This is a genomic window from Oceanobacillus sp. FSL W7-1281, from assembly GCF_037969835.1.
Taxonomy (GTDB): domain Bacteria; phylum Bacillota; class Bacilli; order Bacillales; family Amphibacillaceae; genus Oceanobacillus; species Oceanobacillus oncorhynchi.
On the sequence record NZ_CP150214.1, the window covers coordinates 3,021,297 to 3,043,300 of the forward strand.

Below are 22,004 nucleotides of genomic sequence, written 5' to 3' on the forward strand. Positions count from 1 at the left end.
TCTATTTATCGTTATATACGTCAAAAGAGTGGCTAATAGAAGCCTCTCCCATTTTCATACGCAGCTTTATGATTTCCAAAGCTGCGGCAAAGTGAACATTTCAATAAAATGAAACTTATTTCTTTCTTCCGCTGCTTGAATTGTTTAGCTAATATATTTTATCACATTATGGCACTTTAGCCTATGCGCGACATGCTATTAATTCAGAAAGGAACGCTTTAACGAAAGATAAAAATTATGCTATAATTAACACTTGTTATAAGATTAATGTTATTTATTCGTACATAGCTCATTTGAAATACCATTCATTCTTATTTTGTACTTTTTCTATGTACGGATAAAATTCCTGAAGAGGATAAATAGAAGGAGGATATGATGCAGTTAGAGCAGCCAAGCAAGGAAAATATGGAGTATATGCTTCAAGAGTTAGCTGAAAAGCTACAGGTAGTAAATCGTTCAATTATGGACGCAGAGGATTATAATCTTGAAAAATATGAGGACTTAAAATGGATGTATGATATGGTTATCAGTAAAGGCCGTTTAAGCGCGTCAGAAACACAGGCCTTTATTAATGAATTAGCAGCCATTCGCAAATGATGCAGAAAAACTAAGGCTGCAACGCTCAGGAATTAAGGCTTCGATTACTCATCCCAGTGAAAAAGTTGCCATAATACCTTTTCGGTCACGCAATATAAGAAAAACGTTACGCAAGAACAAGCAGCTAAATTACCCTTGCGTAACGTTTTTTTATTCTGGAAGCTTTTTCTCAAGCGCCGCTCTGGCTGCCTTTTGCTCAGCTTCTTTTTTTGTTCTTCCGTTTCCCTTTCCAGCGGGTTCTCCCTGAATTACAACCTGAGCGATAAACTCTTTATGATGGGAAGGTCCGCGCTCTTCGATAATCTCATACTCAATTTTTCTATCTTTTTGCTGCTGAACGATTTCCTGAAGATGACTTTTATAATCCATCACACTTGTTGACGTATCTACTGTTAATGCAGGGAAAATATGCATATTTAGAAAACGAAGCACCGCATCAAAGCCTTGATCTAAATAAAGTGCTCCTAAAAAGGCCTCAAATGCATCCGCTAGAATCGCCGGCCTTTGACGTCCGCCAGTCTTATCTTCTCCTTTACCTAAAAGGATGTATTTCCCAAAGTCAAATTGTTTTGCAAATACCGTTAAAGACGCTTCACAGACAATAGCTGCACGTAATTTGGTCATCTCTCCCTCAGGCATTTCCTGATTGTTCCTGTATAAATATTGCGAAACAGCTAATTCCAATACGGCATCTCCTAAGAATTCCAACCGCTCGTTATCATTCAGCTTGCTTTTTTTATATTCATTGACATAAGAAGAATGTGTAAATGCTTCCTTTAATAAATCTTTTTGTTGAAAAGTTATTCCTAATTCATTCTCCAGCTGACTTAATTCCAAATTAATCTCCTTCACCCCCATAAAATAGATGATTTCACACTTTCTAAAGAAACAAATAAACATTGCCGGAATTCTTTAATACATACAGGTACTGACTTGAACAATCTTTATTTTACCACATACTTCAATAAATTATTTATTTCATGATTAAGCGCGGATACCGGCACCATCTTTCAATAAGACAGGTAACCACTGCGTTAAATAGATATGGGAAAGCCTCTAAAAAGAAGCTTTCCCATAGGTTGTTTTTATTCATTAAGCTTTGCTGTTTATGTAATCTACAGCATCACCTACTGTATTAATCTTTTCAGCATCTTCATCAGCGATTTCAATATCAAACTCGTCTTCTAATTCCATAACAAGCTCAACAACGTCTAGTGAGTCTGCTTCAAGGTCATCTTTAAATGAAGCTTCTAAAACTACTTTTTCTTCGTCTACATCCAGACGATCAGAAATAATAGACTTTACTTGTTCAAACACATCTGCCATTACCCGTTCACCTCCTTTCAAAAATATATTATTATTTTTTGTTTTTGTTCTGCAATTGTATTACATCACCATTCCACCGTCAATATGAATGGTCTGCCCTGTAATATAATTTGCATCTTCACTTGCTAAAAAGCGGACAACCCGCGCGACGTCTTCCGGTTTGCCTAAGCGGGCTAACGGCACTAATTGCAATAAAGATTCCTGCTGTTCTTCACTTAATAAATCCGTCATATCTGTAGAAATAAACCCTGGTGCAACAGCATTTACTAAAATATTTCGTGAAGCAAGCTCTTTTGCGGTTGTTTTGGTTAAACCAATCACGCCCGCTTTGGCTGCAACATAATTAGCCTGTCCAGGATTTCCGCTTACTCCGACGATGGAAGCTACATTAATAATACGTCCTGATTTTTGCTTCATCATTTGGCGGGTAACAGCTTTCGTACATAAGAACGTGCCCTTCAGGTTGGTTTGAATCACCTGATCGAATTCATCTTCTTTCATTCGCATTAATAAGTTATCCTTTGTAATGCCGGCGTTGTTCACCAGAATGTCGATTGATCCGAACTCTTTCACTGCTTGCTTCATGAGTTGTTTAACAGATTCTTCCTCAGAAATATTTGCCTGTACTTTAACTGCTTTTACTCCGAGCTCCTGAATTTCTCCAACAACCTCTTCTGCTTTTGCTTCACTACCTGAATAGTTTACAATGACATTTGCTCCATTTTTTGCAAGTTCCAAAGCAATCGCTCTGCCAATCCCTCTGGAAGCTCCCGTTACTACTGCTGTCTGACCTTGTAACATTATTCTTCCTCCTTGTACCAGCGAATAAACGCGTCGAGTGATTCCTGATCCTGTACAGCAAATGTTTTTGTTTTCCGGTCGATTTTCTTCAATAATCCACAAAGTACTTTTCCTGTACCTACTTCAACAAATGCATCCACATCTTCTTCCAGCATCTTTTGAATCGATTCTTCAAAGCGCACCGGCGAGTAGAGCTGCTGTACTAATAATTCTTTCATGGTTTCTTTTTCCGTTACTGCATCAGCTGAAACATTTGCATAAACAGGTGTTTTTGCATCTCCTAGAGCTGTTTCATTTAAATGTGCTGCAAAATCATCGTTAGCCTGCTTCATCAATCTGGAATGGAACGGCCCGCTTACATTTAGCGGCAATACCCGTTTTGCTCCTGCTTCTTTTAATAATGCAGTTGCCTGTTCCACGCCTGCAACGGAACCGGAAATAACGATCTGCCCCGGACAATTTAAATTGGCAATATCTACAATTTCGTCTTTCACTTGCTCAAGTGCTTCCTCAACCTTGTCCTGACCAAGACCTAACACAGCAGCCATGGTTCCTTGCCCTTTTGGAAATGCCTGTTCCATTAAACGTCCTCTTACTTTAACAAGCTGAATTGCGTCCTGCCACTTGATTGCACCAGCAGCAACTAATGCACTATACTCTCCCAAGCTATGTCCGACAACCATCGAAGGCTGAATGCCATTTTCTTCTAAGAGCTTGGTTACGGCAACGCTGGATAATAATAGCGCTGGCTGTGTATTCTCTGTTTCCGTCAATGTTTCTTTCGGTCCTTCAAACATAAGTGTCTGTATATCCATATCCAGCACTTCATTTGCTTCTTTATACAAGGCCTGTACTTGCGGATAAGCGTTATATAAATCTTTCCCCATGCCAACAGCCTGCGACCCTTGCCCCGGGAACATAAATGCAATACGTTTCATTTATTTCTCCTCCTCTTCGCTGATCGTTTCAATGGTACTCTGAATTGTTGCGGTCACATCGTTCTCAACCATATAAACGGCCTGCTTTACAGCATTGGTGATTGCCCGGCTTTTGGAAGATCCGTGCGCTTTGATTACTGGCGCAGAAAGTCCAAATAATCCCGCTCCGCCATACTCTGAGTAATCTAACCGGTCTTTTATGCCTTTCAGGTCATTTTTAACAAGTGCAGCAGCAATTTTGGTTTTTGTGGAAGACATAAATGTACCTTTTAAAAGAGAAAAGATTGTTTCGGCAACGCCTTCCATGGTTTTTAATGCTACGTTTCCGCTAAAGCCATCAGTCACCACAACATCTACCACACCATTTAATATATCTCTTGCTTCTACATTCCCTACAAAATGGATGGGCGCATTTTCTAGAAGCTGAAAAGCTTTTTTCGTTAAGTCATTCCCTTTTCCATCTTCCGTGCCTACATTTAATAAGCCGACTCGAGGCTTTTTAATATTTCTTACTCTCTCCACATAAATGGAGCCCATAATACCATATTGAAGCAGATGCTCTGGTTTTGCGTCAACATTTGCTCCGACATCGAGCATTAAGAAGCCTTGCCCGTCCACTGTCGGAAAAGTAGGACTTAATGCAGGACGGTCGATTCCTGGAATACGTCCCACGACAAACAAGCCGGCACTCATTAATGCACCCGTATTCCCTGCAGAAATACAGGCATCTGCCTCCCCGTCTTTGACAGCTTTAGCCATTAAAACAAGCGAAGCATTCTTTTTGCGCCGCACCGCTTTTACAGGTTCATCCTCTGATGTTATTTTTTCATCTGTATGTATGATATTAATTTGCTTCCTGTCCGTTAAAATTGGTTTAATTTGATTTTCATCCCCATAAAGGGTAATTTGTAAATCTTTATTTTCTTTTACAGCTTCCATCGCACCTAACACAATTTCCTTTGGTGCATGGTCGCCTCCCATTGCATCTATCGCTAATCGCATTGATTTATTCTCCTTTGCTTTCACTGGAATGAAACATGAAAAATTCACCTGTAAACACAGGTTCATTATTCACAAAGCTGTTCACTTCCACGATGGTGTACCCCCGCTTGTCTCTTCCTTTAACAATCGCTTTGGCAATCACTCTTTCGCCTTCTTTAACCTGTCTTTTAAAACGCAGGGTAGACTTAGCAGTTAAAGCAAGTTCATCATTAATGACGGCCACAGCTAATGAATTTGCCTGGGCAAACAGATGATGCCCTCTGGCAATTTTATTTCTGGAAAAAACAAACTCTGACGTGATATCGAGCATAGAGATAGCCCGCTCATCCAATTCCAAGTCAATAATATCTCCAATTACTTCTTCCACTGGCAAAGCTTTAACTGTTTCATTCCATTGCTTTGTAGCCACATGTTTTATCCGTTCACGAAGTTCAGGAATAGACAGCTCCATACGGTCCAGCCGAATCGTTTGAATACTCACTTGAAAATCTTTTGCAAGCTGTTCATCCGTTACAAATGGAGAGTCTTCGATTTTTGCTCTTAATAACGATTGCCGTTCTGCTTTTGATCGTCTCATTTCTATCATCAAACTTTCATCTAATATTTTCAGAGGTGCCGATTCTTTTTTATCATATTCAATAAATCTCATTAACCTGTCAATATTGGTAAGCATCGTCCCGTCTCTTGTCTCGATCAGGGAAAAAGAGCGCTTATTGAATACTGCCGATGGTGAAGCTTCGTTTTAAGACTTGGTACTAATAGTAATATATAATAGCATGCTTTTTTATGCAAGTAATCTATTGATTTAACTGCTGTCTCTGGACTAATCCAATTTTTCAAGCAGACCCTCTTCTTCTGCTAATATTTCCTTTAAATATTTGTAGTCCTCGGATTGTAATAAATTATTTTCAACAATATGCTGTGCATCCTGGCGTGCAGTTTCCAGCGCGCGGTAATCGTGTACCATGTCAGCTACTTTAAATTCAGGCATACCGCTTTGTTTTCTGCCAAAAAAATCGCCCGGTCCGCGCAATTGCAAGTCCTGTTCGGACAGTTCAAATCCGTCACTTGTTTCTGACATGATGCGCATCCGCTCTTTGCCTACTTCCCCTTTAGGTTCTGCAATGAGAATACAATAACTTTGCTTGCTTCCTCTGCCGACGCGTCCCCGGAGCTGATGCAGCTGTGACAAGCCAAAACGTTCTGCATCGTAAATTACCATTACGGTAGCATTCGGAACGTTCACTCCGACTTCAACAACGGTTGTTGAAACTAACACCTTTACCCTGTTATCTGCAAAATCGCGCATTACTTCATCCTTCTCCGCGGAAGACAGGCGGCCATGCATTAAGCCAATTTCCATTTCATTATCATAGTAAGCTGTCAGCTGATGATACAAATCCACGGCGTTTTGAATATCTAATTTATCCGATTCCTCGATAAGCGGACTGATAATATATGCCTGCTCGCCCTGCTTAACCCGCTCTTGAATAAAATCAAGAATCCGTTCAAACATATTTTCCTTCACCCATAATGTTTCAATCTCTTTTCTCCCGGAAGGAAGCTGGTTGATAATGGATACATCCATATCGCCAAACGTTGTAATCGCAAGCGTTCTGGGAATCGGGGTTGCTGTCATAAATAAGACATCCGGATCCAGCCCTTTATCTCGCAGTGTCCTGCGCTGCGCAACGCCAAAGCGATGCTGCTCATCCACAATTGCTAAACCTAAATCCTTAAATAAGACATCCTCCTGAATAAGCGCATGCGTTCCAATCACAATATCAATTTCTTGATTTTCAATTTGCCGGGTCAGCTCTTTACGTTTCTTTCCCTTTACAGATCCTGTTAGCAAGGCAACGTTTGCTCTGCCTTCCAGCATCGTTTGAAAGGATTGAAAATGCTGTTCTGCTAGAATTTCAGTAGGAACCATTAAAGCTCCCTGCTTACCTGCTGTAACAGCAGCGTATAGGCAGATTGCCGCAACAGCGGTTTTCCCGGACCCAACATCGCCTTGAAGCAGCCGATTCATTCGATAAGCACTTTTCATATCCTTTAAAATTTCATTCAATGCTTTTTGCTGTGCGTCGGTTAAGGTAAATGGCAAGGATGTAATAAAACTTTGAACGTTATTTATCTGATACTCCTGTTCATTTCCTTTTGTTGATTCACGATTTATTTTTCGAATCAATTGCATCTTCAGCTGAAACAGCAGAAATTCTTCATAGATAAACCGTCTCCGCGCATGCTTTAAAGCAACTCTGCTCTCCGGAAAATGCATCGTCCTTACAGCAGTTTTTCTTTCCGGAAGCTTATAAATTTCCAAATAAGAAGCAGGTAGAATCTCTGTGATATCGTCCTCATGTGAGTCAAGCACCTGCTTGATCAGCTTCTGGAATTTATACGAAGTTAAATCGCCTTTCACTGAATATACAGGGGTAATGGAATCATTTTCTTCCATTTTTCCCGTTTTATATTTACTGACTGTAATTTGCAGCCGGTGTGCGTCCCATTTTCCCGTTAAGGTAATATCTTGTCCCTGTTGAATCTGTTTCTTTGCGAATGCCCGGTTAAACATAATCGCTTTGACAGCAATCCCTTCCACTTCTACCGTGAAGCTTAACCGTGATTTTTTCTTTCCAAAAAAAGTAAGAGAAGGATTGTAAACGACCTTCCCTTTAATCGTAACCTTCTCATCATGAACCAGCTCTTGCAGAGGTTTTTCTTCATAAATATCATATCGATACGGGAAATATTGTAATATATCGTTCGTCTCGTAAATATGCATGAAGGCAAGCTGTTCTGCTACCTTTTCGCCAATACCTTTCACTTCTAAGATTGATTCATTCATTTCCAACATCCTTTTCTGCAAGAGCTATTGCTATTTCTTATCTTTTCTTCGGTTAGACAGATACCCCAAAGATTTTTTCTTTTAGGAATCGTCCCGTTGGCGTATCAGCCAAGCCGCCTTCCCCTGTTTCACGTAAAGAAGAAGGCATTTGTTTTCCGATTCGATACATTGCTCCAATGACTTCATCACATGGAATACGGCTTTCTACACCCGCTAAAGCTAAGTCTGCAGATACAATAGCAAGAGAGGAACCTCCTGCATTTCTCTTCACGCACGGAACTTCTACTAAACCAGCTACCGGGTCACATACCAAGCCAAGCATGTTTTTCAATGTCATTGCAAAAGCGTGAGCGGACTGCTCTGGTGTACCTCCCGCCATTTCAACGATAGCCGCGGAGGCCATTGCTCCTGCTGATCCGACTTCCGCTTGACATCCGCCTGCTGCACCAGAAATAAACGCATTGTTTGCCACCACAAAGCCAAATGCTCCGGAAGTGAATAAATACCGCACCATTTCTTCTCTCGTCGGATTCAATTGTTCCTTCACCGCAAATAGTGTGCCCGGCACACAGCCAGCGCTCCCGGCAGTGGGGGTGGCACAAATGATTCCCATGGCTGCATTTACTTCATTTGTTCCCATTGCTTTACTGACCGCGTCCATCATTAAATTACCGGACAGCGGGGTTTTTTCTTTCATATATTTTTGCACTTTCACAGCATCTCCGCCAGTAAGTCCTGTTACGGATTGGACTCCTTTCAGTGCATCCTCAATCGCATTTTCCATAACGACGAGATTTTTTTCCATCTCGGCAAAAACTTCATCTCTCGTTTTCTCTTTTACATCCATTTCTTGTCGTATCATCACTTCTGATATGGGGATGTTTTCTGTTTTGGCCATTTCCACTAACTCTGCAACTGTTCGAAACATCGCAATTCCCCCTTTTTAACTTACAATCTTTGCAATAGAGATTATATGATCAGCAGCCTGCAGCTCCTGTAATATAGAATCTTCTATATTCTGATCCACCTCAATAACCATCAGCGCCTCTTTGCCAACGTCTTTTCGGTTTACTTCCATATGTCCAATATTCAATTCATATTTTGCCAGAATTCTCGTTACTGAGGCAATCGCGCCAAAACGGTCATTATGCATAATTAAAATAGCGGGATGATTCCCGGATAACCGGAGTTCAAAACCGTTCAATTCTGTAATCTCCACTTTCCCTCCGCCAATAGATATTCCCATCAGCTCTTGCTGTTCTTTGTCATCTCCAATAATCATGCGGACTGTATTCGGATGGTCTACTGCTGCACTATCCTCAATAAATTCAACCTCTAAACCTTTCTCTTTTGCCAGCTGCAAAGAGTTACTAATTTGCGAGTCATCGGTTTCCATGCCTAAAAGACCGCCGACAAGTGCAAAATCTGTTCCATGTCCCCGATAGGTTTTAGCGAAAGATTCATAGAGGTGTATTTTTGCCCAAGCGGGCTGTCTGCCAAATAGATTTCGGGCTGCTTTTCCAATACGTGCCGCCCCTGCTGTATGTGAGCTGGAGGGTCCCACCATAACCGGACCGATAATATCGAATACGGAATTATATTTCATAAAAATAACACCGCCCTGTAATTGTTTAAGCTTTCCTTTATCATTATAACAAAAATACGAAGTTCATTCACAATTTAATCTTGATAAAAAAGCAACCATGCGTTCGAATCTTTATAAAGATTCTCAGCCTAATTCCTGGTAACATTGACTTTCTGAACATCTTCTTATAATATTCAATTGTGGATAAAGATTTCATTCTTTATTGGGCGGGAGAGGGATAATAAAATATTGAGGTTTCCTATGCAACAAAAAAATACGTTAAGAAAAGATATTGTTGCTGGTATTATCGGTTATCTGACAACAGTGTATATCGTTGTTGTAAATGGCAGCATTCTAAGTGAAGCAGGGCTTTCATTAGAAAACGGGATGATAGCAACCATTTTAGCGAGTTTTGCCGGCACTGTCATGATGGGGGTTTTCGGAAAGCTTCCTTTAATCTTAATTCCTGGTATGGGGATTAACGCCTTATTTGCTTTTTCAATCATTGGAAATAATGGCTTTAGCTTTCATGAAGGATTAGCAGTTGTCTGTTTAGCAGGGTTATTATTTATGGTTACCGCCTTCACAAAGCTCAGTACCATCCTAAAAGAAGCTATACCGGACTCTCTGCAGCACGGGATAACAATCGGATTAGGTTTTTTCTTAATTCTGATCGGTGTTGAAAACAGCGGGATTGTTACAAGCGGAGAACAAACTGTTATTACAATCGGTGATTTTACTTCACCATCTGTGATTGCAGGGCTGATTACATTATTTGTTGCAATTTACCTGTTTGTAAAAGGAGTACCGGCAAATTTTTTAATCACCATGATTATCGGTACTTTCGTTGCTATGGCATTAAATGTTCCGACAAATGGCGTTTCATCCGTGAGTTTTAACTTGGATGAATTACTATTTATTCCTTCGTTTACAGCAATCGGCGATATCTCTTTTTGGTTATCTGTATTTACATTAACTTTAATTTTGATTTTTGAAAATATGGGTACATTATCCAGCCAGCTGGATATGCTGAAATCACCTGAAGCTTTTCAGAAGTCTTATCGGATTACCGCAACATCTTCGTTTCTTTCTGGTATATTGGGAACATCGCCTACGATTTCAAGTGCTGAAAATGCAGCTGTGATAGCATCAGGTGGAAAGACAGGCAGAGCAGCGATAACTGCTGGTATCTTATTTTTGGCTACGGTGGTATTTATTCCATGGATTTCCATTATTCCTGCAACAGCAATGAGTCCGATTCTAATTATTGTCGGATTCTTAATGGTTCAAAACATGAAGTACTTGCCCTGGAATCAATTTTCCGAATGTATCCCGGCACTGCTCATTATAGTGATGATTCCATTCACCTATAGTATTGGTGATGGAATGGCATTTGGTTTTATTGCCTATCCTATTGTGCAATTGGCACTCGGAAAGAGAAATGAAATATCTAAGCCGCTGCTGCTTATATCTACTTTATTTTTTATCGAATTTGTTTTAAAAATCGTTGGTGTATAAATAAAAGCAAAGTCCAGCCCGATTATAATATCAGACTGGACTTTGCTTTATTTTTCTTACTCAACCGAGAAAATATAAGAATAGATAGGCTGTTCTCCTCGATGAACTTCAACTTCAATTTCATCATACTTCGCTTCTACATAGGCTTCTAATGCTTCCACTTCTTCTGCAGAAACATCTTCCCCTGAAAGAATCGTTAAGATTTCACTGTCCTCTGAAATCATTTTATCAATGAGGTCTTGAGCCGTTTCTTGTTTTTGCTTATGTGTTGTCACAATCTTTCCTTCATCAATTCCCATAAAATGCCCTTTAGCAATATCGATACCATCAATTTGGGTATCCCTTACTGCATAGGTTATTTGTCCACTCCGGACTTGCTTTCCTGCCTCTTCCATCACAGATTTATTTTCATCTAAAGATGATTCGGGGTGGAATGACAGCATAGCACTGATTCCTTGTGGTATCGTTTTAGTGGGAACCACTCTAACATGATCGCCGGCTAATTCTGCCGCCTGCTCCGCTGCCATTTGGATATTTTTATTATTAGGAAGGATAATGATTTTCTTTGCATTTGCTTTTTCAATTGCATCGGTAATATCCTTCGTGCTCGGGTTCATTGTCTGTCCACCTTCAATGACTACGGCAGCCCCTAAGTTTTCAAACAGTTCCTTTAATCCATTTCCCATTGCTACAGTCACAATGCCATAAGCGGATTTTTCTTTTGGCGCTTCTTTTTTATCCCCGACAATTGCTGTATGCTGCTCCCGCATGTTTTCGATTTTCAGGTTAATCAGGCTGCCATATTGCTGCGCCAGATTTAAGCACGTGCCTGGAGCTTCAGCATGTACGTGCACTTTTACAATTTCCTCATCTGCAACAACAAGGAGGGAATCTCCCCATTCACTTAATTCATTACGGAAAGTCGTTTCATCAAAAGGATGATCTTTTAATTTATCATTTTCTAATTTCACCATAAACTCTGTACAATACCCATATACAATATCCTCAGTATTCATGAAATCCTGAGTTACTTTATGATGTTCGGCATTGATCATTTCGTCCATTTTACCAGCAGCATCCGACTCTTCCGGCAGTTCTTCACCCTTTAGCGCAGCAAGAAAGCCTTCATAAATCGTCACCAGACCTTGACCGCCGGAGTCCACAACCCCTACTTCCTTTAATACAGGCAATAAGTCGGGAGTCCGTTTTAATGATGCTTTGGCTTCTTTTAATATTTCTTCCATAAACGCAACGATGTCCAAATCATTCTCCGAAAATTCCATTGCTTTGTTTCCAGTGTCTTTTGCTACGGTAAGAATAGTTCCTTCTACGGGCTTCATAACCGCCTTATAAGCTGCATGGACAGCCCCTTCAAAGGCTTCCGCAAAATCTTTTACATAAAGCTCTTTTTTTCCTTCACACGCTTTCGCAAAGCCGCGGAAAATCTGAGATAAAATAACACCAGAATTCCCTCTGGCTCCCATTAATAATCCCTTTGAAAAAGCACTTGTCACTTCATAAACTTTGTCTGTTTCCAATTTTTTCACTTCATTTGCTCCAGAAGTGATTGTTAAATTCATATTTGTTCCGGTATCCCCGTCAGGAACAGGGAAAACATTTAATGCGTCAATTTTTTGTGCATTATTCGAAAGATGGTAAGCTCCGGTCAACACCATCTGTGATAATAATGCTGCATCTATTTTCTCAACTGCCACATCTTCTCCTCCTTCTGCTCTATTCCTTTTCTACTCGGACACCTTGAATAAATATATTTACCGAATCGATTTCTAATCCTAAGGATTGACTAAGTGTATATTTTACTTGTGATTGCACATTATGTGCCACTTCGGAAATTTTTGTGCCATAGCTTACAATAATAAACAAGTCAATATGTAGCTTTCCGTCTTCTTGACGAACAACAATTCCTTTAGAATAGTTCTCTTTACGCAGTATTTCTGAAATATTATCTTTAATTTGGCTTTTCGATGCCATCCCTACAATTCCATAGCATTCAACAGCTGTTCCACCAGCTATTGTTGCAATAACATCTGTTGTTATCGTAACGAGTCCATCGTTTGTATGCAACTCTATTGACATAACTACAGCTCCTTTTATTACAAAGTATGTTTTATCGCTGTTCAAACAAATTGAATGGGACGAGTAATCATTGCCCTCGCGCCATTTGATCATCCATTTTTTCCATCATATATGATTAAAATTATACTATATGCTCTGCCATTTTAAAAGGGAGCCTGCGAGAATTAGAAAACCTATCCTCTCAACAATTGTCCTCTAAAACTAGGCAGAAGAAAAAACTCCACTATTACAATGGATGATTTTCATTCATCTGTCAAGCAATTTTTCTTTCATAGGATTGCTTAAGAAAAATAAAAACATCAGTTAGTCTTCTTTAAGGGAGGTGATCTCGGGGCCCACGGAAAGCGGAGTGTATTTCTGGGGCCTAAGATTACTCATCCCATGAAACACGTTGGAGCGGCTATCTTCTACATTTTTCATATACTTTCTTAGCTCTCAAAAAACATACGGTCTTTAACGAATAAAAAAGATTCAATTGCAATATCGGGGAAGTTATGATAAATTAAGTTAGTGGTATACTGATTTTGGAATGTAAGGAGGGAATGACATGGCTAGAAAATGTGTTGTAACTGGACGCCAAACACGTAGTGGTAACCAACGTTCTCACGCTATGAATTCCAACAAGCGTAATTGGAAAGCAAATGTACAAAAAGTACGTATTATGGTAGATGGAAAACCGAAGAAAGTATATGTATCTGCTCGTGCATTAAAATCAGGCAAAGTAGAACGTGTATAATATACGAAAATATGTGCATATGCCTTAAAAACACCATGTTTTGCATGGTGTTTTTTTGTGTCTAAAAAAAAATTTAACTATCATTGGTGAAGTAATAAATACATATCATGGTTATCAGTTTCAGGTCTTTTCTCCACGAAGAGATTATTTTCAGCTTTACTTTTTTCCAAAAATTACCTCTTTCGGCTAAACGGATTTCTCTAAATTTCTCTAAAAAATAAGCTTTTGCCGTTAATGACAAAAGCTCGTTTACTATTACTTTTCTTTTTTAAATACACCAATAATCACTTTTACAAATCCGCCTACAAACTTAGGAAGCTTAATCGTATAAAATTTCATTTATAAAGGCCCTCCCTGTTTAACTATCCTATTTGCTCCTAAAGGATGTTCAAAAAGTCCGGTAAAACGACATATCGAACTTCTTAATCCCCTTTATCGTAATGTTGAACACTTATCATTAGTTAAACTGCATCATAACTCTTTACTAGTATTAGTATGCCTTTAGAGAAAGAAAAAGTACCTTTTTTTTGACTAAGCTCATTAGATATGCATAAAGATGAACCCCAGTGTATCGTTTTATTTTCTAATGGATATACAAATCCGGTCAATGTTAATCCGGCAGCCTCAGGAGTAAATGCTAAAAAAGAAATATAAGAATATCCTTCCTCCTCCACTGAATAGCTGCCCGGCTCCAGCATTTCAATATGGTTTCCCCTATCTAGTATGACCGCACGCTTTCCTTGCTGTAATAATGGGTAAAGCAGCTGCAGATTCATTAATGCATGATCCAGCCTGCCCCCAGTTACGCCAAACAAGTAAAATTCACTTGCTTCCTTCTTTTTTCCCATCTCGATAGCAATCTCTAAATCCGTCTGATTCTTCATCACCGGGTACTTATCAAAAAGCTCCGCATGTTTTTCAATAATAGCATATTCACTCTCAGTGACAGAATCAAAATCTCCAAGTGCAATGTCTATCGTTATTCCATGCTCTGCTAAATAAAGTGCCCCGCGGTCAGCGCCAATCCAAAAATCCACTTCCTCTTGATAGGTTAACAGATTAGGTAACTGTTCTTTCGGACCATTACCTACAATGCCGACACGCATCATTATTTCTCTGCACTCTTGCGAATCACATCAATGGCTGCTTTTCGGTCACGCTGATTAAAAATAGCACTTCCTGCTACTAATACATCTGCACCATTTTCCGTACATACAGGCGCTGTTTCCTCATTTACACCGCCATCGATTTCTATTTCAAAGCTTAAGCCCATTTCTTCACGCCATGAGGCTATCTGGGCAACCTTAGGGACAACTTCTTTAATGAAAGACTGCCCCCCAAAGCCAGGATTTACAGTCATTAATAAAACAAGATCCACTTCCGTTAAAACCGGCTTAATGGCTTCGGCTGAAGTGCCCGGGTTAATGACGACGCCCGGCTTTACACCATGGGAACGAATCAGTTGTAATGTACGGTGCAGATGCACACAGGCTTCTTGATGGACGGTAATGATAGATGCACTTTTAGCAAATTGCGGTATATATGCATCTGGATTTTCTATCATTAAATGAACATCTAACGGCAAATTTGTAATTGGTTTAATCGCATCTGCGATTAAAGGACCAATGGTAATGTTAGGAACAAAATGTCCATCCATGACATCAACATGAATATAATCTGCCCCGGCTTGTTCCACTTCTTTGATTTCGTCTCCAAGCTTGGCAAAATCAGCTGATAAAATAGAAGGTGCTATTTTTGTCATAATTAATACCTCGGCTTTCTTGTTTTAATTTCTTCTAGGAAACGTAAATAATGATCGTATCTGAATTCAGCTATAGCTCCATCCGAAACAGCTGCTTTCACTGCACATTTGGGTTCTTTATCATGCAAACAGCCCCGAAATTTACAATCCGGCATATGAAGTCTTATTTCCGGAAAACAGGGTCCTAAATCTTCCGCCTCTAAATCGGAAAACTCTAACGCACTAAACCCAGGTGTGTCCGCCACAAGCCCTTCTCCAATTGCCAGGAGCTCTACATGCCTTGTGGTATGCTTTCCTCTTCCAAGACTTTTTGAAATCTCAGCTGTTTCCAAATACAGATTTGGATCCAGTGTGTTTAATAACGATGATTTCCCGACCCCGGACTGCCCCGCAAAAACGGTCACCTTATCTTTAAAATAGGGCATTACTTCGGAAATCCATTCCGGCTCTTTGGATGATAACAGCTTCACTTCATAGCCAATCTCCTGATAAGCTGTTTGATACTCCTTAATTCTATCGATTTCTGCTTGCGCTATTAAATCCATTTTTGTAATAAGAATCAAAGGCTGGATATGCTTTGATTCTACAAGGACAAGAAAGCGGTCCAGCAATAGCGGATTGAAGTCCGGAGAAGTTGCCGCACTGACAATTCCTACTTGATCAATATTCGCAATAGGAGGTCGAATAAGCTCATTCGACCTGTCTCTTACTTTCATAATATAGCCTTCTACTTCATTACGAACTTCAAATTCCACAAAATCGCCAACCAAAGGGGTGATTTTTTTATTCCGGAACACCCCTCTGCCCCTGCAAGCATAAACTCCTTCATTTGACTGTACATAGTAGAAGCCGCTTAACGCTTTAATAATTCTTCCTACTGCCATCTACTCTTCCTCTCCATCATAGGATACAGTCCTTTCCGTAATTTCCTCGTCATCTCTGGTGATTCGATATTCGGCATCCGTTCCTGGCGCAATCGTTAATGTGAACGTTACTTCCGTATCTTCTGTTATTGTCTCTTCCCGATATACATCTGAAATATCGTTATTACTGTCACCTATATAGATCCGCACCGTTTGCTCCTCTGGTTCTGCCGGTTCTGTTTCTTCTTCATTCTCTGCATTTGCTTCTTCATTATTGGAATCTTCGTTATTCGAATCTTCATTATTTGTGTCCTCGTTCTCTGCATTCTCTTCATCTGATTCGCTGTTTTGCTCTTCGTCATTATTCCCGTCACCAGATGATTCTTCTTCGTTGTCTTCCTCTTGATTTCCTTCGTTCTCTTCCCCGCCTTCTTCAGCTGATTCCTCTTCATTATTAAGCGTATATGGAACCATATACGAAACAGAATGAGACCGCGGCGGTTCCTCTTCCGGCCCTAAAGAGAAATAAACATCAACGGTAGAACCTTTTTCAATATCTGTTCCTGATTCTGGAGATTGTCTGACAACAAGCCTTTCTTCGACATCATCTGAATGCTCTTCATGCTTATTCATAACTAATTCATTACGATCTACATAAGCTTGTGCTTCTTCTTCACTCATTCCTGTCAGGTTATTAAGGCTCACCATCTCTGGCCCGGCACTGACTTCAAAAATAACCTTCGTATCTGCTGGAACGACAGATGATTCCGGATCCGGCTGAACCTGTGAAATAATCTCACCGACAGGCTGGTCAGAGTTTCTTTCAAAAGGTGTAATATCCTCAAAACCTTCTTGGTTCAATTGTGCTTCCACCTCTTCAAAATCTTCTCCGACAAAATCACCAAATTCCACTTGCTCTGGCCCTTGACTGACAAACAGGGTGATTGCTGCCCCTTCTTTGATTGTTCTTCCAGCAACAGGATTGGTTCTCTCCACATATCCGGCCTCAATTTCCTCCGAATTAACCTCTTCTATTTCAACTAGAAGATTTTGACTTTCCAGTGCCTCTCTTGCTTCATCTGCCGGTTCATTTACATAATCGGCTATCGTGACATCTTGAGGCTGCATCGCATACACAACCGCAGCAGTTCCGATACCGATAAGTAATAATAATAGAATCGATATCCAGATAATTTTTTTCTTTTTACTGGCAGGTTTCTTTTTCTTCTTTTCTTTTTTCTTTTTATTGTCATCATCCGGGTAGCTTTTTGTCGGCTCCGTATCCGCTTGATGAACTATCGTCCGTCCTGCTTCTGTATCATCCTCGGACAAATCATCATCTGTAATAATTGGAATCGCTTTTGTCTCGTCGCCTTCTTCATCCGGAATCGTAAAAGGATCCTCATGTAATTTTTCCGGTGACAATGCAGTTTCAAGAGCTGCCTCAAACTGATAGACATCTTCATAACGATAAAATGAATTTTTAGCTGTTGCCTGCAAAACAATATTCTCCACACTCTGCGGGATATCCGGGTTGATTTCTTTCACAGACGGTGTATCGCTTTGCAAATGTTTTAATGCAATAGATACTGGGGATTGCCCAGAAAAAGGCAATTTTCCAGTCAGTAATTCAAACAATACAATACCTAATGAATAAATATCTGATTTTTTTGTTGCCATCCCGCCGCGCGCCTGCTCCGGTGACAGATAATGAACAGAACCCAGGATGGAATTGGTTTGCGTCAATGCGGTTGCACTGAGAGCCATCGCAATCCCGAAATCTGTCACTTTCGCCTGACCAAAACGGTCAATTAATATATTTTGAGGCTTGATATCACGATGAATAATATCATTTTCATGTGCCAGCGCAATAGCAGAAGCGATCTGTTTCATGATATCCAGCGCAAGGGGAACCTCTATTGGCCCAAACTGCTGAATATACTCCTTTAAAGTCATCCCCTCTACATATTCCATAATCATATACAATACCTGATCGTCTTCTCCGACATCGAAGATATTGACAATATTCGGATGAGAGAGAGAGCTTGCAGATTGCGCTTCACGGTCAAAACGTGCAATAAACTCCTGGTCATGTACATAGTCGGTACGCAATGCTTTAACAGCTACATCACGCTCAAGAATGGTATCTCTGGCGAGAAAGACATTAGCCATTCCGCCGCCGCCTATTTTTCTCTCGATTCGATAACGGTCATTTAATAAGTGTCCCGTGTTCATGCAGGTTCACCTGCCTCCGAGCCTGAACCGTCATGTGTTATCAAGATAAGCGAAATATTATCTTCTCCACCGCGCTGATTCGCTAAATCAACAAGTTGGTGACCTATCTCATCCATCTCGTTATCTGCTGTAATATGCTGTGCTAATTCCGTTTGACTGAGTTTATCTGACAGGCCATCTGAACATAGCAGCAGCCGGTCTCCCGCCTGCCATGTCAGCGTCTTTACATCTGTATCAACTTTGGCATCTGTCCCCAGAGCACGAATAATATAATTTTTATAAGGATGAACTTCAGCATCCCCCTCTGTAATCTCGCCTCTTTTTACAAGCTCATTTACAAAGGAATGATCCTCTGTCAGCTGTTCAAGTTGACTGCCTCTGGCAATATACAAGCGGCTGTCCCCAATATGGGCAATTGTAAGGGAATCTCCTATTATCACTACAGCTACAAGGGTTGTCCCCATCCCTTCCAGCTGCTTGTTTTCTTGCGATTTCTGAAAAATTTGTTCATTTGTTTCTCTAATAGTTTGTTGAAACCACTGTTCAATCTCATCTGTGTTTTCAACTTGTTCGGTTTCTACCCATCTGTTTTTAATATTTTCAACAGCCAGCATACTTGCTACATCACCTGCTTGATGACCTCCCATGCCATCAGCAATAATGGCAATTGGCTGCTTGCTTTTATTTTCAAAAACACCGCCTGCATCTTCATTATGATTGCGAACTTGTCCGCAATGCGTTAAGAAAAGTCCTTTCAAGAGCTACTCCCCCTTTACAAATCCAAATATATATCTTTCTCAAACAATACTGATTACTTTTCGTAAATGAATGTCCACAAATAAGATAAAGTGAAACTTCATTTCGCGGGGCTTTTCTTCTCCACGAAATGATAATTAAACTGATCGGACTGTTACTCACTGCTGAAGTCCCGCTTAGAATTTTCGATTCTCTCTTCTGGAATCAGGAATCTTACAAAAGTCCTTCGATGGGACGAGTAATCGCAGTCCCAGTCAGTAACACCTTGATAAAACCGGATTATGCGTTTTTCATTATTTAAATATCCGTATAGACTTCTTTATAATTATGGCACATTCTTCCGTAGATTAAAACTATGCATTCTATAAGTTAAATGAAACTTTTTCCTCTAGTAAACATCCTTTACCTATTCCGTTTGATTCTTGTCAGGAAAAATCCATCTGTTTGAAAATCTTGGGGGAATAGTTGTAATCCTTCTGATGACCAGCCTGGCGCCTGTTTTAATGGTTCGGAAAGGTCCTCTCTAAAGGAGAGGTCCACACTAAATCCATCATTTTTTTCTATAAATTTCTGGATTACTTGGTTATTTTCTTCTTTGTCAACTGTACAGGTGCTGTAAATAAGCAACCCATCTGGTTTTAAAAGTTTTGCTGCAGCCTGCACAATATCCAGCTGAATGGCTGCAAGACGCTCAATATCTTGCACTTGTTTTTCATATTTTATTTCAGGCTTGCCGTTAATAACGCCTAAACCGGAACAGGGAGCGTCGATAAGAATCCGGTCAAAGCTTTCTTCTTCATACTTTTCATTAAGTTTTCTGGCGTCCCCTTGAAAGGCCGCTATCGAATGTAAATTCAATACTGCTGCTTTTTCTTCGATTAATTTCACTTTTTTCTGATGCAGATCATAGGCATGAATATCTCCCCGATCTGTCATTTTCTCTGCAATATGTGTTACCTTTCCACCCGGCGCACTGCATGTATCCAGCACTTTCATGCCTGATTCTAATTTTAATGATTCGGCCGCAAGCATGGAGCTTTGGTCCTGTATAGTTACTAACCCGTCCTGCAAAAGATTTGTTTTAAAGATATTTCCTTTTTCAATCAAAATACCCTGTGGTGAAAATTGGGATACTGATACCGTGAATCCTTCCCTTTCAAGCTGCTCCATAACCGTTTCACGATTTGTTTTCATAGGCTGAATCCGGATAGACATAGGGAAATGCTTTAAATTTTCATGGCACATTGCTTCGGTCCGTTCTTTGCCATACATTTCTATCCATCTTTCAACGAGCCAGATTGGATGGCTTGTCTCAACCGAAATTCGTTCCACAGGATCCTTTATCAAGGATAGGTCCGGCAGACCATTCCGCTGCATACTGCGCAATATTCCGTTCACGAAAGAAGCTATCCCTTTATGACCGCGTATCTTAGCAATTTCAACAGATTCATGAAGAACAGCATGATCCGGAATTTTTTCTAAATACACCATCTGGTATACAGACATTCTTAACAGCTGTTTCACCCATACATCTATTTTTTTCTTATTTTTAATAAATGGTGCTAGATAATAGTCAATGGTTATTTGATTTTGTATAGTTCCATAAACAACTTCTGTAAGTAATCTCTTATCTTTTTCAATTAAACCTTTTTGCTTTAATTCCTGATTTAACAGCAGATTGCTGTATCCTTTATCTTTTTCAATCCGAATAAGAACATCAAGCATGGTTTGTCTCAGTTGATATTTCATAATTATTTTATTCTCCTAGTATGACGCCGATTTGAATCCTGTCCCGGGAAGCCTGTAAATAATCTTTTACGTTCATGCGCTTCTTTCCGGCAGGTTGAATCTCCGTTATCTTTATACTTGTTTGCTGTCCACACTGCACCGTAAAAGAGGAACTGTCCTTCGCGATAATTTCACCTGTCGGCTTGGAAGACGAGCTTTCTGCTGCTTCTTCTCCCCACCAGATTTTCATTACCTTACCTTGATAGGTAGTAAATGCAACAGGCCAAGGGTGGAGTCCTCTTATTTGATTATAAATCTCCGCGGCGGAATTATTCCAGTCAATCTTTTCTTGTTCCCGTTTAATGTTGGATGCGAAGGTTGCTAATGCTTCGTCCTGCTTCTGAGGTGTTATTTTAGAAGCAAATAAATCAGGCAGCGTTTTAATAAGCAAGTCTGAGCCAGCCTCAGCCAGCTTATCATGCAATGTGCCGACATGGTCTGTGTCTTCTATCTCTACTTCTACCTGCGTCAGGATATCTCCCGCGTCCAGTTTTTCCGCCATATACATGATGGTTACTCCTGTCTTCTGCTTCCCTTGTATAATGGAATAATGAATCGGCGCACCGCCGCGCAACTCCGGAAGCAGGGAAGCATGTACGTTTATTGCTCCAAAAGGGGCTATATCCAGCACCTCCTTAGGCAGGATTTGCCCGTAGGCTGCCGTTATAATCAAGTCCGGCTTTGCATCTGCCAGCGCTTGATAATCATTCTTTAGCTTTTCAGGCTGAAATACCTCTATACCATGTTTTAAGGCTTCTTCTTTGACTGGCGTCGGAGTGATGACTTTTTTTCTTCCTTTCGGCCGGTCCGGCTGAGTTACAACCAGAACAACTTCATAGTTATTTTCGATAATTTTTTGTAAAACAGGGACAGCAAAGTCTGGTGTCCCCATAAAAACGATTCGTTTCAAATTTATTCCCTCATTTCCTTCCAGTTATATAAATTGAAATTAATAGCTACCGCTACAACGGGTTTCATGGGGTGAGTAATCTTAGGCCCCAGAAAAACACTACGCTTTCCGTGGGCCCCGAGCTCATCTCCTTTAAAGAAGACTTGCTGATTGGCAAGCCATCAGGCGCAGACAGAAGCAAAGTCGCACTTATGCCGCGCGGGTAGAAAAAAAGAAGTTCGCTTTTTTTCTGCGGGGTC

22 protein-coding genes are annotated in these 22,004 nt (G+C 40.3%); 3 read left to right on the forward strand and 19 right to left on the reverse strand.

Features of this window, described 5'->3' with window-relative positions:
* Positions 1-375: 375 nt before the first annotated feature.
* A complete protein-coding gene (locus MKX55_RS15015; protein ID WP_042535084.1) occupies positions 376-597 on the forward strand; it encodes a DUF1128 domain-containing protein in 222 nt (73 codons plus the stop codon).
* Positions 598-747: 150 nt separating this feature from the next.
* Here the strand turns inward: MKX55_RS15015 and rnc are convergent, their stop codons facing one another.
* From rnc to sdaAB, 9 genes are all read right to left on the reverse strand, one after another.
* A complete protein-coding gene (gene rnc, locus MKX55_RS15020) occupies positions 748-1,434 on the reverse strand; it encodes a ribonuclease III (RefSeq protein ID WP_339178276.1) in 687 nt (228 codons plus the stop codon).
* A 255-nt stretch (positions 1,435-1,689) separates the two neighbouring features.
* On the reverse strand, positions 1,690-1,923 hold the full coding sequence (gene acpP, locus MKX55_RS15025; RefSeq protein ID WP_042535086.1) for an acyl carrier protein: 234 nt from the start codon (positions 1,921-1,923) through the stop codon (positions 1,690-1,692).
* Between the two features lie 60 nt (positions 1,924-1,983).
* Positions 1,984-2,724 carry a 3-oxoacyl-[acyl-carrier-protein] reductase gene (gene fabG / locus MKX55_RS15030; protein ID WP_339178280.1) on the reverse strand — a complete coding sequence of 247 codons (741 nt, stop codon included), beginning with the start codon at positions 2,722-2,724 and terminating at the stop codon, positions 1,984-1,986.
* Positions 2,724-3,662, reverse strand: a complete 939-nt coding sequence (gene fabD, locus MKX55_RS15035) for an ACP S-malonyltransferase (protein WP_339233378.1) — start codon at positions 3,660-3,662, stop codon at positions 2,724-2,726. The genes fabG and fabD overlap by 1 nt, the downstream gene beginning before the upstream one ends.
* Positions 3,663-4,664, reverse strand: a complete 1,002-nt coding sequence (plsX, locus tag MKX55_RS15040; RefSeq protein WP_339233379.1) for a phosphate acyltransferase PlsX — start codon at positions 4,662-4,664, stop codon at positions 3,663-3,665. It lies immediately after the preceding gene.
* Between the two features lie 4 nt (positions 4,665-4,668).
* Positions 4,669-5,241: a transcription factor FapR gene (fapR, locus tag MKX55_RS15045; RefSeq protein ID WP_339185269.1), complete on the reverse strand. Its 573-nt coding sequence runs from the start codon at positions 5,239-5,241 to the stop codon at positions 4,669-4,671.
* A 246-nt stretch (positions 5,242-5,487) separates the two neighbouring features.
* A complete protein-coding gene (recG, locus tag MKX55_RS15050; protein WP_339233381.1) occupies positions 5,488-7,515 on the reverse strand; it encodes an ATP-dependent DNA helicase RecG in 2,028 nt (675 codons plus the stop codon).
* A gap of 52 nt (positions 7,516-7,567) precedes the next feature.
* Complete coding sequence (gene sdaAA, locus MKX55_RS15055; protein ID WP_042535096.1) at positions 7,568-8,443, reverse strand: L-serine ammonia-lyase, iron-sulfur-dependent, subunit alpha; 876 nt, start codon at positions 8,441-8,443, stop codon at positions 7,568-7,570.
* A gap of 15 nt (positions 8,444-8,458) precedes the next feature.
* Positions 8,459-9,121, reverse strand: a complete 663-nt coding sequence (gene sdaAB, locus MKX55_RS15060; protein ID WP_339178289.1) for an L-serine ammonia-lyase, iron-sulfur-dependent subunit beta — start codon at positions 9,119-9,121, stop codon at positions 8,459-8,461.
* Positions 9,122-9,361: 240 nt separating this feature from the next.
* On the opposite strand from sdaAB, the gene MKX55_RS15065 reads away from it, so the two are divergent.
* Positions 9,362-10,618: an NCS2 family permease gene (locus MKX55_RS15065; protein ID WP_339233382.1), complete on the forward strand. Its 1,257-nt coding sequence runs from the start codon at positions 9,362-9,364 to the stop codon at positions 10,616-10,618.
* 56 nt (positions 10,619-10,674) lie between these two features.
* On the opposite strand, the gene MKX55_RS15070 is transcribed toward MKX55_RS15065, so the two are convergent.
* On the reverse strand, positions 10,675-12,333 hold the full coding sequence (locus MKX55_RS15070; RefSeq protein ID WP_339233383.1) for a DAK2 domain-containing protein: 1,659 nt from the start codon (positions 12,331-12,333) through the stop codon (positions 10,675-10,677).
* A gap of 19 nt (positions 12,334-12,352) precedes the next feature.
* On the reverse strand, positions 12,353-12,715 hold the full coding sequence (locus MKX55_RS15075; RefSeq protein ID WP_339178296.1) for an Asp23/Gls24 family envelope stress response protein: 363 nt from the start codon (positions 12,713-12,715) through the stop codon (positions 12,353-12,355).
* 547 nt (positions 12,716-13,262) lie between these two features.
* On the opposite strand from MKX55_RS15075, the gene rpmB reads away from it, so the two are divergent.
* Positions 13,263-13,451: a 50S ribosomal protein L28 gene (gene rpmB / locus MKX55_RS15080; protein WP_010649390.1), complete on the forward strand. Its 189-nt coding sequence runs from the start codon at positions 13,263-13,265 to the stop codon at positions 13,449-13,451.
* 255 nt (positions 13,452-13,706) lie between these two features.
* On the opposite strand, the gene spoVM is transcribed toward rpmB, so the two are convergent.
* The 8 genes from spoVM to fmt all read right to left on the reverse strand — a co-directional run bounded on the left by spoVM (position 13,707) and on the right by fmt (position 21,765).
* Positions 13,707-13,790, reverse strand: coding sequence for a stage V sporulation protein SpoVM (gene spoVM, locus MKX55_RS15085; RefSeq protein ID WP_042535106.1), 84 nt, complete (start codon positions 13,788-13,790; stop codon positions 13,707-13,709).
* Between the two features lie 122 nt (positions 13,791-13,912).
* Positions 13,913-14,560 carry a thiamine diphosphokinase gene (locus tag MKX55_RS15090; RefSeq protein WP_339233385.1) on the reverse strand — a complete coding sequence of 216 codons (648 nt, stop codon included), beginning with the start codon at positions 14,558-14,560 and terminating at the stop codon, positions 13,913-13,915.
* The gene (gene rpe / locus MKX55_RS15095) at positions 14,560-15,213 is read right to left on the reverse strand and encodes a ribulose-phosphate 3-epimerase (RefSeq protein ID WP_339178308.1); all 654 of its coding nucleotides are present in this window, start codon (positions 15,211-15,213) and stop codon (positions 14,560-14,562) included. The genes MKX55_RS15090 and rpe overlap by 1 nt, the downstream gene beginning before the upstream one ends.
* A gap of 2 nt (positions 15,214-15,215) precedes the next feature.
* Complete coding sequence (gene rsgA / locus MKX55_RS15100; RefSeq protein ID WP_339233386.1) at positions 15,216-16,097, reverse strand: ribosome small subunit-dependent GTPase A; 882 nt, start codon at positions 16,095-16,097, stop codon at positions 15,216-15,218.
* Positions 16,098-18,311, reverse strand: coding sequence for a Stk1 family PASTA domain-containing Ser/Thr kinase (pknB, locus tag MKX55_RS15105; RefSeq protein WP_339233387.1), 2,214 nt, complete (start codon positions 18,309-18,311; stop codon positions 16,098-16,100).
* Complete coding sequence (locus MKX55_RS15110) at positions 18,308-19,069, reverse strand: Stp1/IreP family PP2C-type Ser/Thr phosphatase (protein WP_339233388.1); 762 nt, start codon at positions 19,067-19,069, stop codon at positions 18,308-18,310. Before MKX55_RS15110 ends, pknB begins: the two co-directional genes overlap by 4 nt.
* A 400-nt stretch (positions 19,070-19,469) precedes the next feature.
* Positions 19,470-20,816 (reverse strand): 16S rRNA (cytosine(967)-C(5))-methyltransferase RsmB, encoded by a 1,347-nt coding sequence (gene rsmB, locus MKX55_RS15115; RefSeq protein WP_339233389.1) that lies wholly within the window; start codon positions 20,814-20,816, stop codon positions 19,470-19,472.
* A 7-nt stretch (positions 20,817-20,823) separates the two neighbouring features.
* Positions 20,824-21,765, reverse strand: coding sequence for a methionyl-tRNA formyltransferase (gene fmt / locus MKX55_RS15120; RefSeq protein ID WP_339233390.1), 942 nt, complete (start codon positions 21,763-21,765; stop codon positions 20,824-20,826).
* Positions 21,766-22,004: the final 239 nt, after the last annotated feature.

What these genes read in the sequence shown, in the direction of transcription:
- pknB (WP_339233387.1), bottom strand. Translation starts at nt 18,311, where the DNA reads ATGAACACGGGACACTTATTAAATGACCGTTATCGAATCGAGAGAAAA.
- fabG (WP_339178280.1), bottom strand. Translation starts at nt 2,724, where the DNA reads ATGTTACAAGGTCAGACAGCAGTAGTAACGGGAGCTTCCAGAGGGATT.
- MKX55_RS15090 (WP_339233385.1), bottom strand. Translation starts at nt 14,560, where the DNA reads ATGATGCGTGTCGGCATTGTAGGTAATGGTCCGAAAGAACAGTTACCT.
- spoVM (WP_042535106.1), bottom strand. Translation starts at nt 13,790, where the DNA reads ATGAAATTTTATACGATTAAGCTTCCTAAGTTTGTAGGCGGATTTGTA.
- MKX55_RS15065 (WP_339233382.1), top strand. Translation starts at nt 9,362, where the DNA reads ATGCAACAAAAAAATACGTTAAGAAAAGATATTGTTGCTGGTATTATC.
- sdaAB (WP_339178289.1), bottom strand. Translation starts at nt 9,121, where the DNA reads ATGAAATATAATTCCGTATTCGATATTATCGGTCCGGTTATGGTGGGA.
- rsmB (WP_339233389.1), bottom strand. Translation starts at nt 20,816, where the DNA reads ATGAAATATCAACTGAGACAAACCATGCTTGATGTTCTTATTCGGATT.
- MKX55_RS15075 (WP_339178296.1), bottom strand. Translation starts at nt 12,715, where the DNA reads ATGTCAATAGAGTTGCATACAAACGATGGACTCGTTACGATAACAACA.
- fabD (WP_339233378.1), bottom strand. Translation starts at nt 3,662, where the DNA reads ATGAAACGTATTGCATTTATGTTCCCGGGGCAAGGGTCGCAGGCTGTT.
- recG (WP_339233381.1), bottom strand. Translation starts at nt 7,515, where the DNA reads ATGAATGAATCAATCTTAGAAGTGAAAGGTATTGGCGAAAAGGTAGCA.
- acpP (WP_042535086.1), bottom strand. Translation starts at nt 1,923, where the DNA reads ATGGCAGATGTGTTTGAACAAGTAAAGTCTATTATTTCTGATCGTCTG.
- plsX (WP_339233379.1), bottom strand. Translation starts at nt 4,664, where the DNA reads ATGCGATTAGCGATAGATGCAATGGGAGGCGACCATGCACCAAAGGAA.
- rsgA (WP_339233386.1), bottom strand. Translation starts at nt 16,097, where the DNA reads ATGGCAGTAGGAAGAATTATTAAAGCGTTAAGCGGCTTCTACTATGTA.
- rpe (WP_339178308.1), bottom strand. Translation starts at nt 15,213, where the DNA reads ATGACAAAAATAGCACCTTCTATTTTATCAGCTGATTTTGCCAAGCTT.
- rpmB (WP_010649390.1), top strand. Translation starts at nt 13,263, where the DNA reads ATGGCTAGAAAATGTGTTGTAACTGGACGCCAAACACGTAGTGGTAAC.
- fapR (WP_339185269.1), bottom strand. Translation starts at nt 5,241, where the DNA reads ATGAGACGATCAAAAGCAGAACGGCAATCGTTATTAAGAGCAAAAATC.
- sdaAA (WP_042535096.1), bottom strand. Translation starts at nt 8,443, where the DNA reads ATGTTTCGAACAGTTGCAGAGTTAGTGGAAATGGCCAAAACAGAAAAC.
- MKX55_RS15015 (WP_042535084.1), top strand. Translation starts at nt 376, where the DNA reads ATGCAGTTAGAGCAGCCAAGCAAGGAAAATATGGAGTATATGCTTCAA.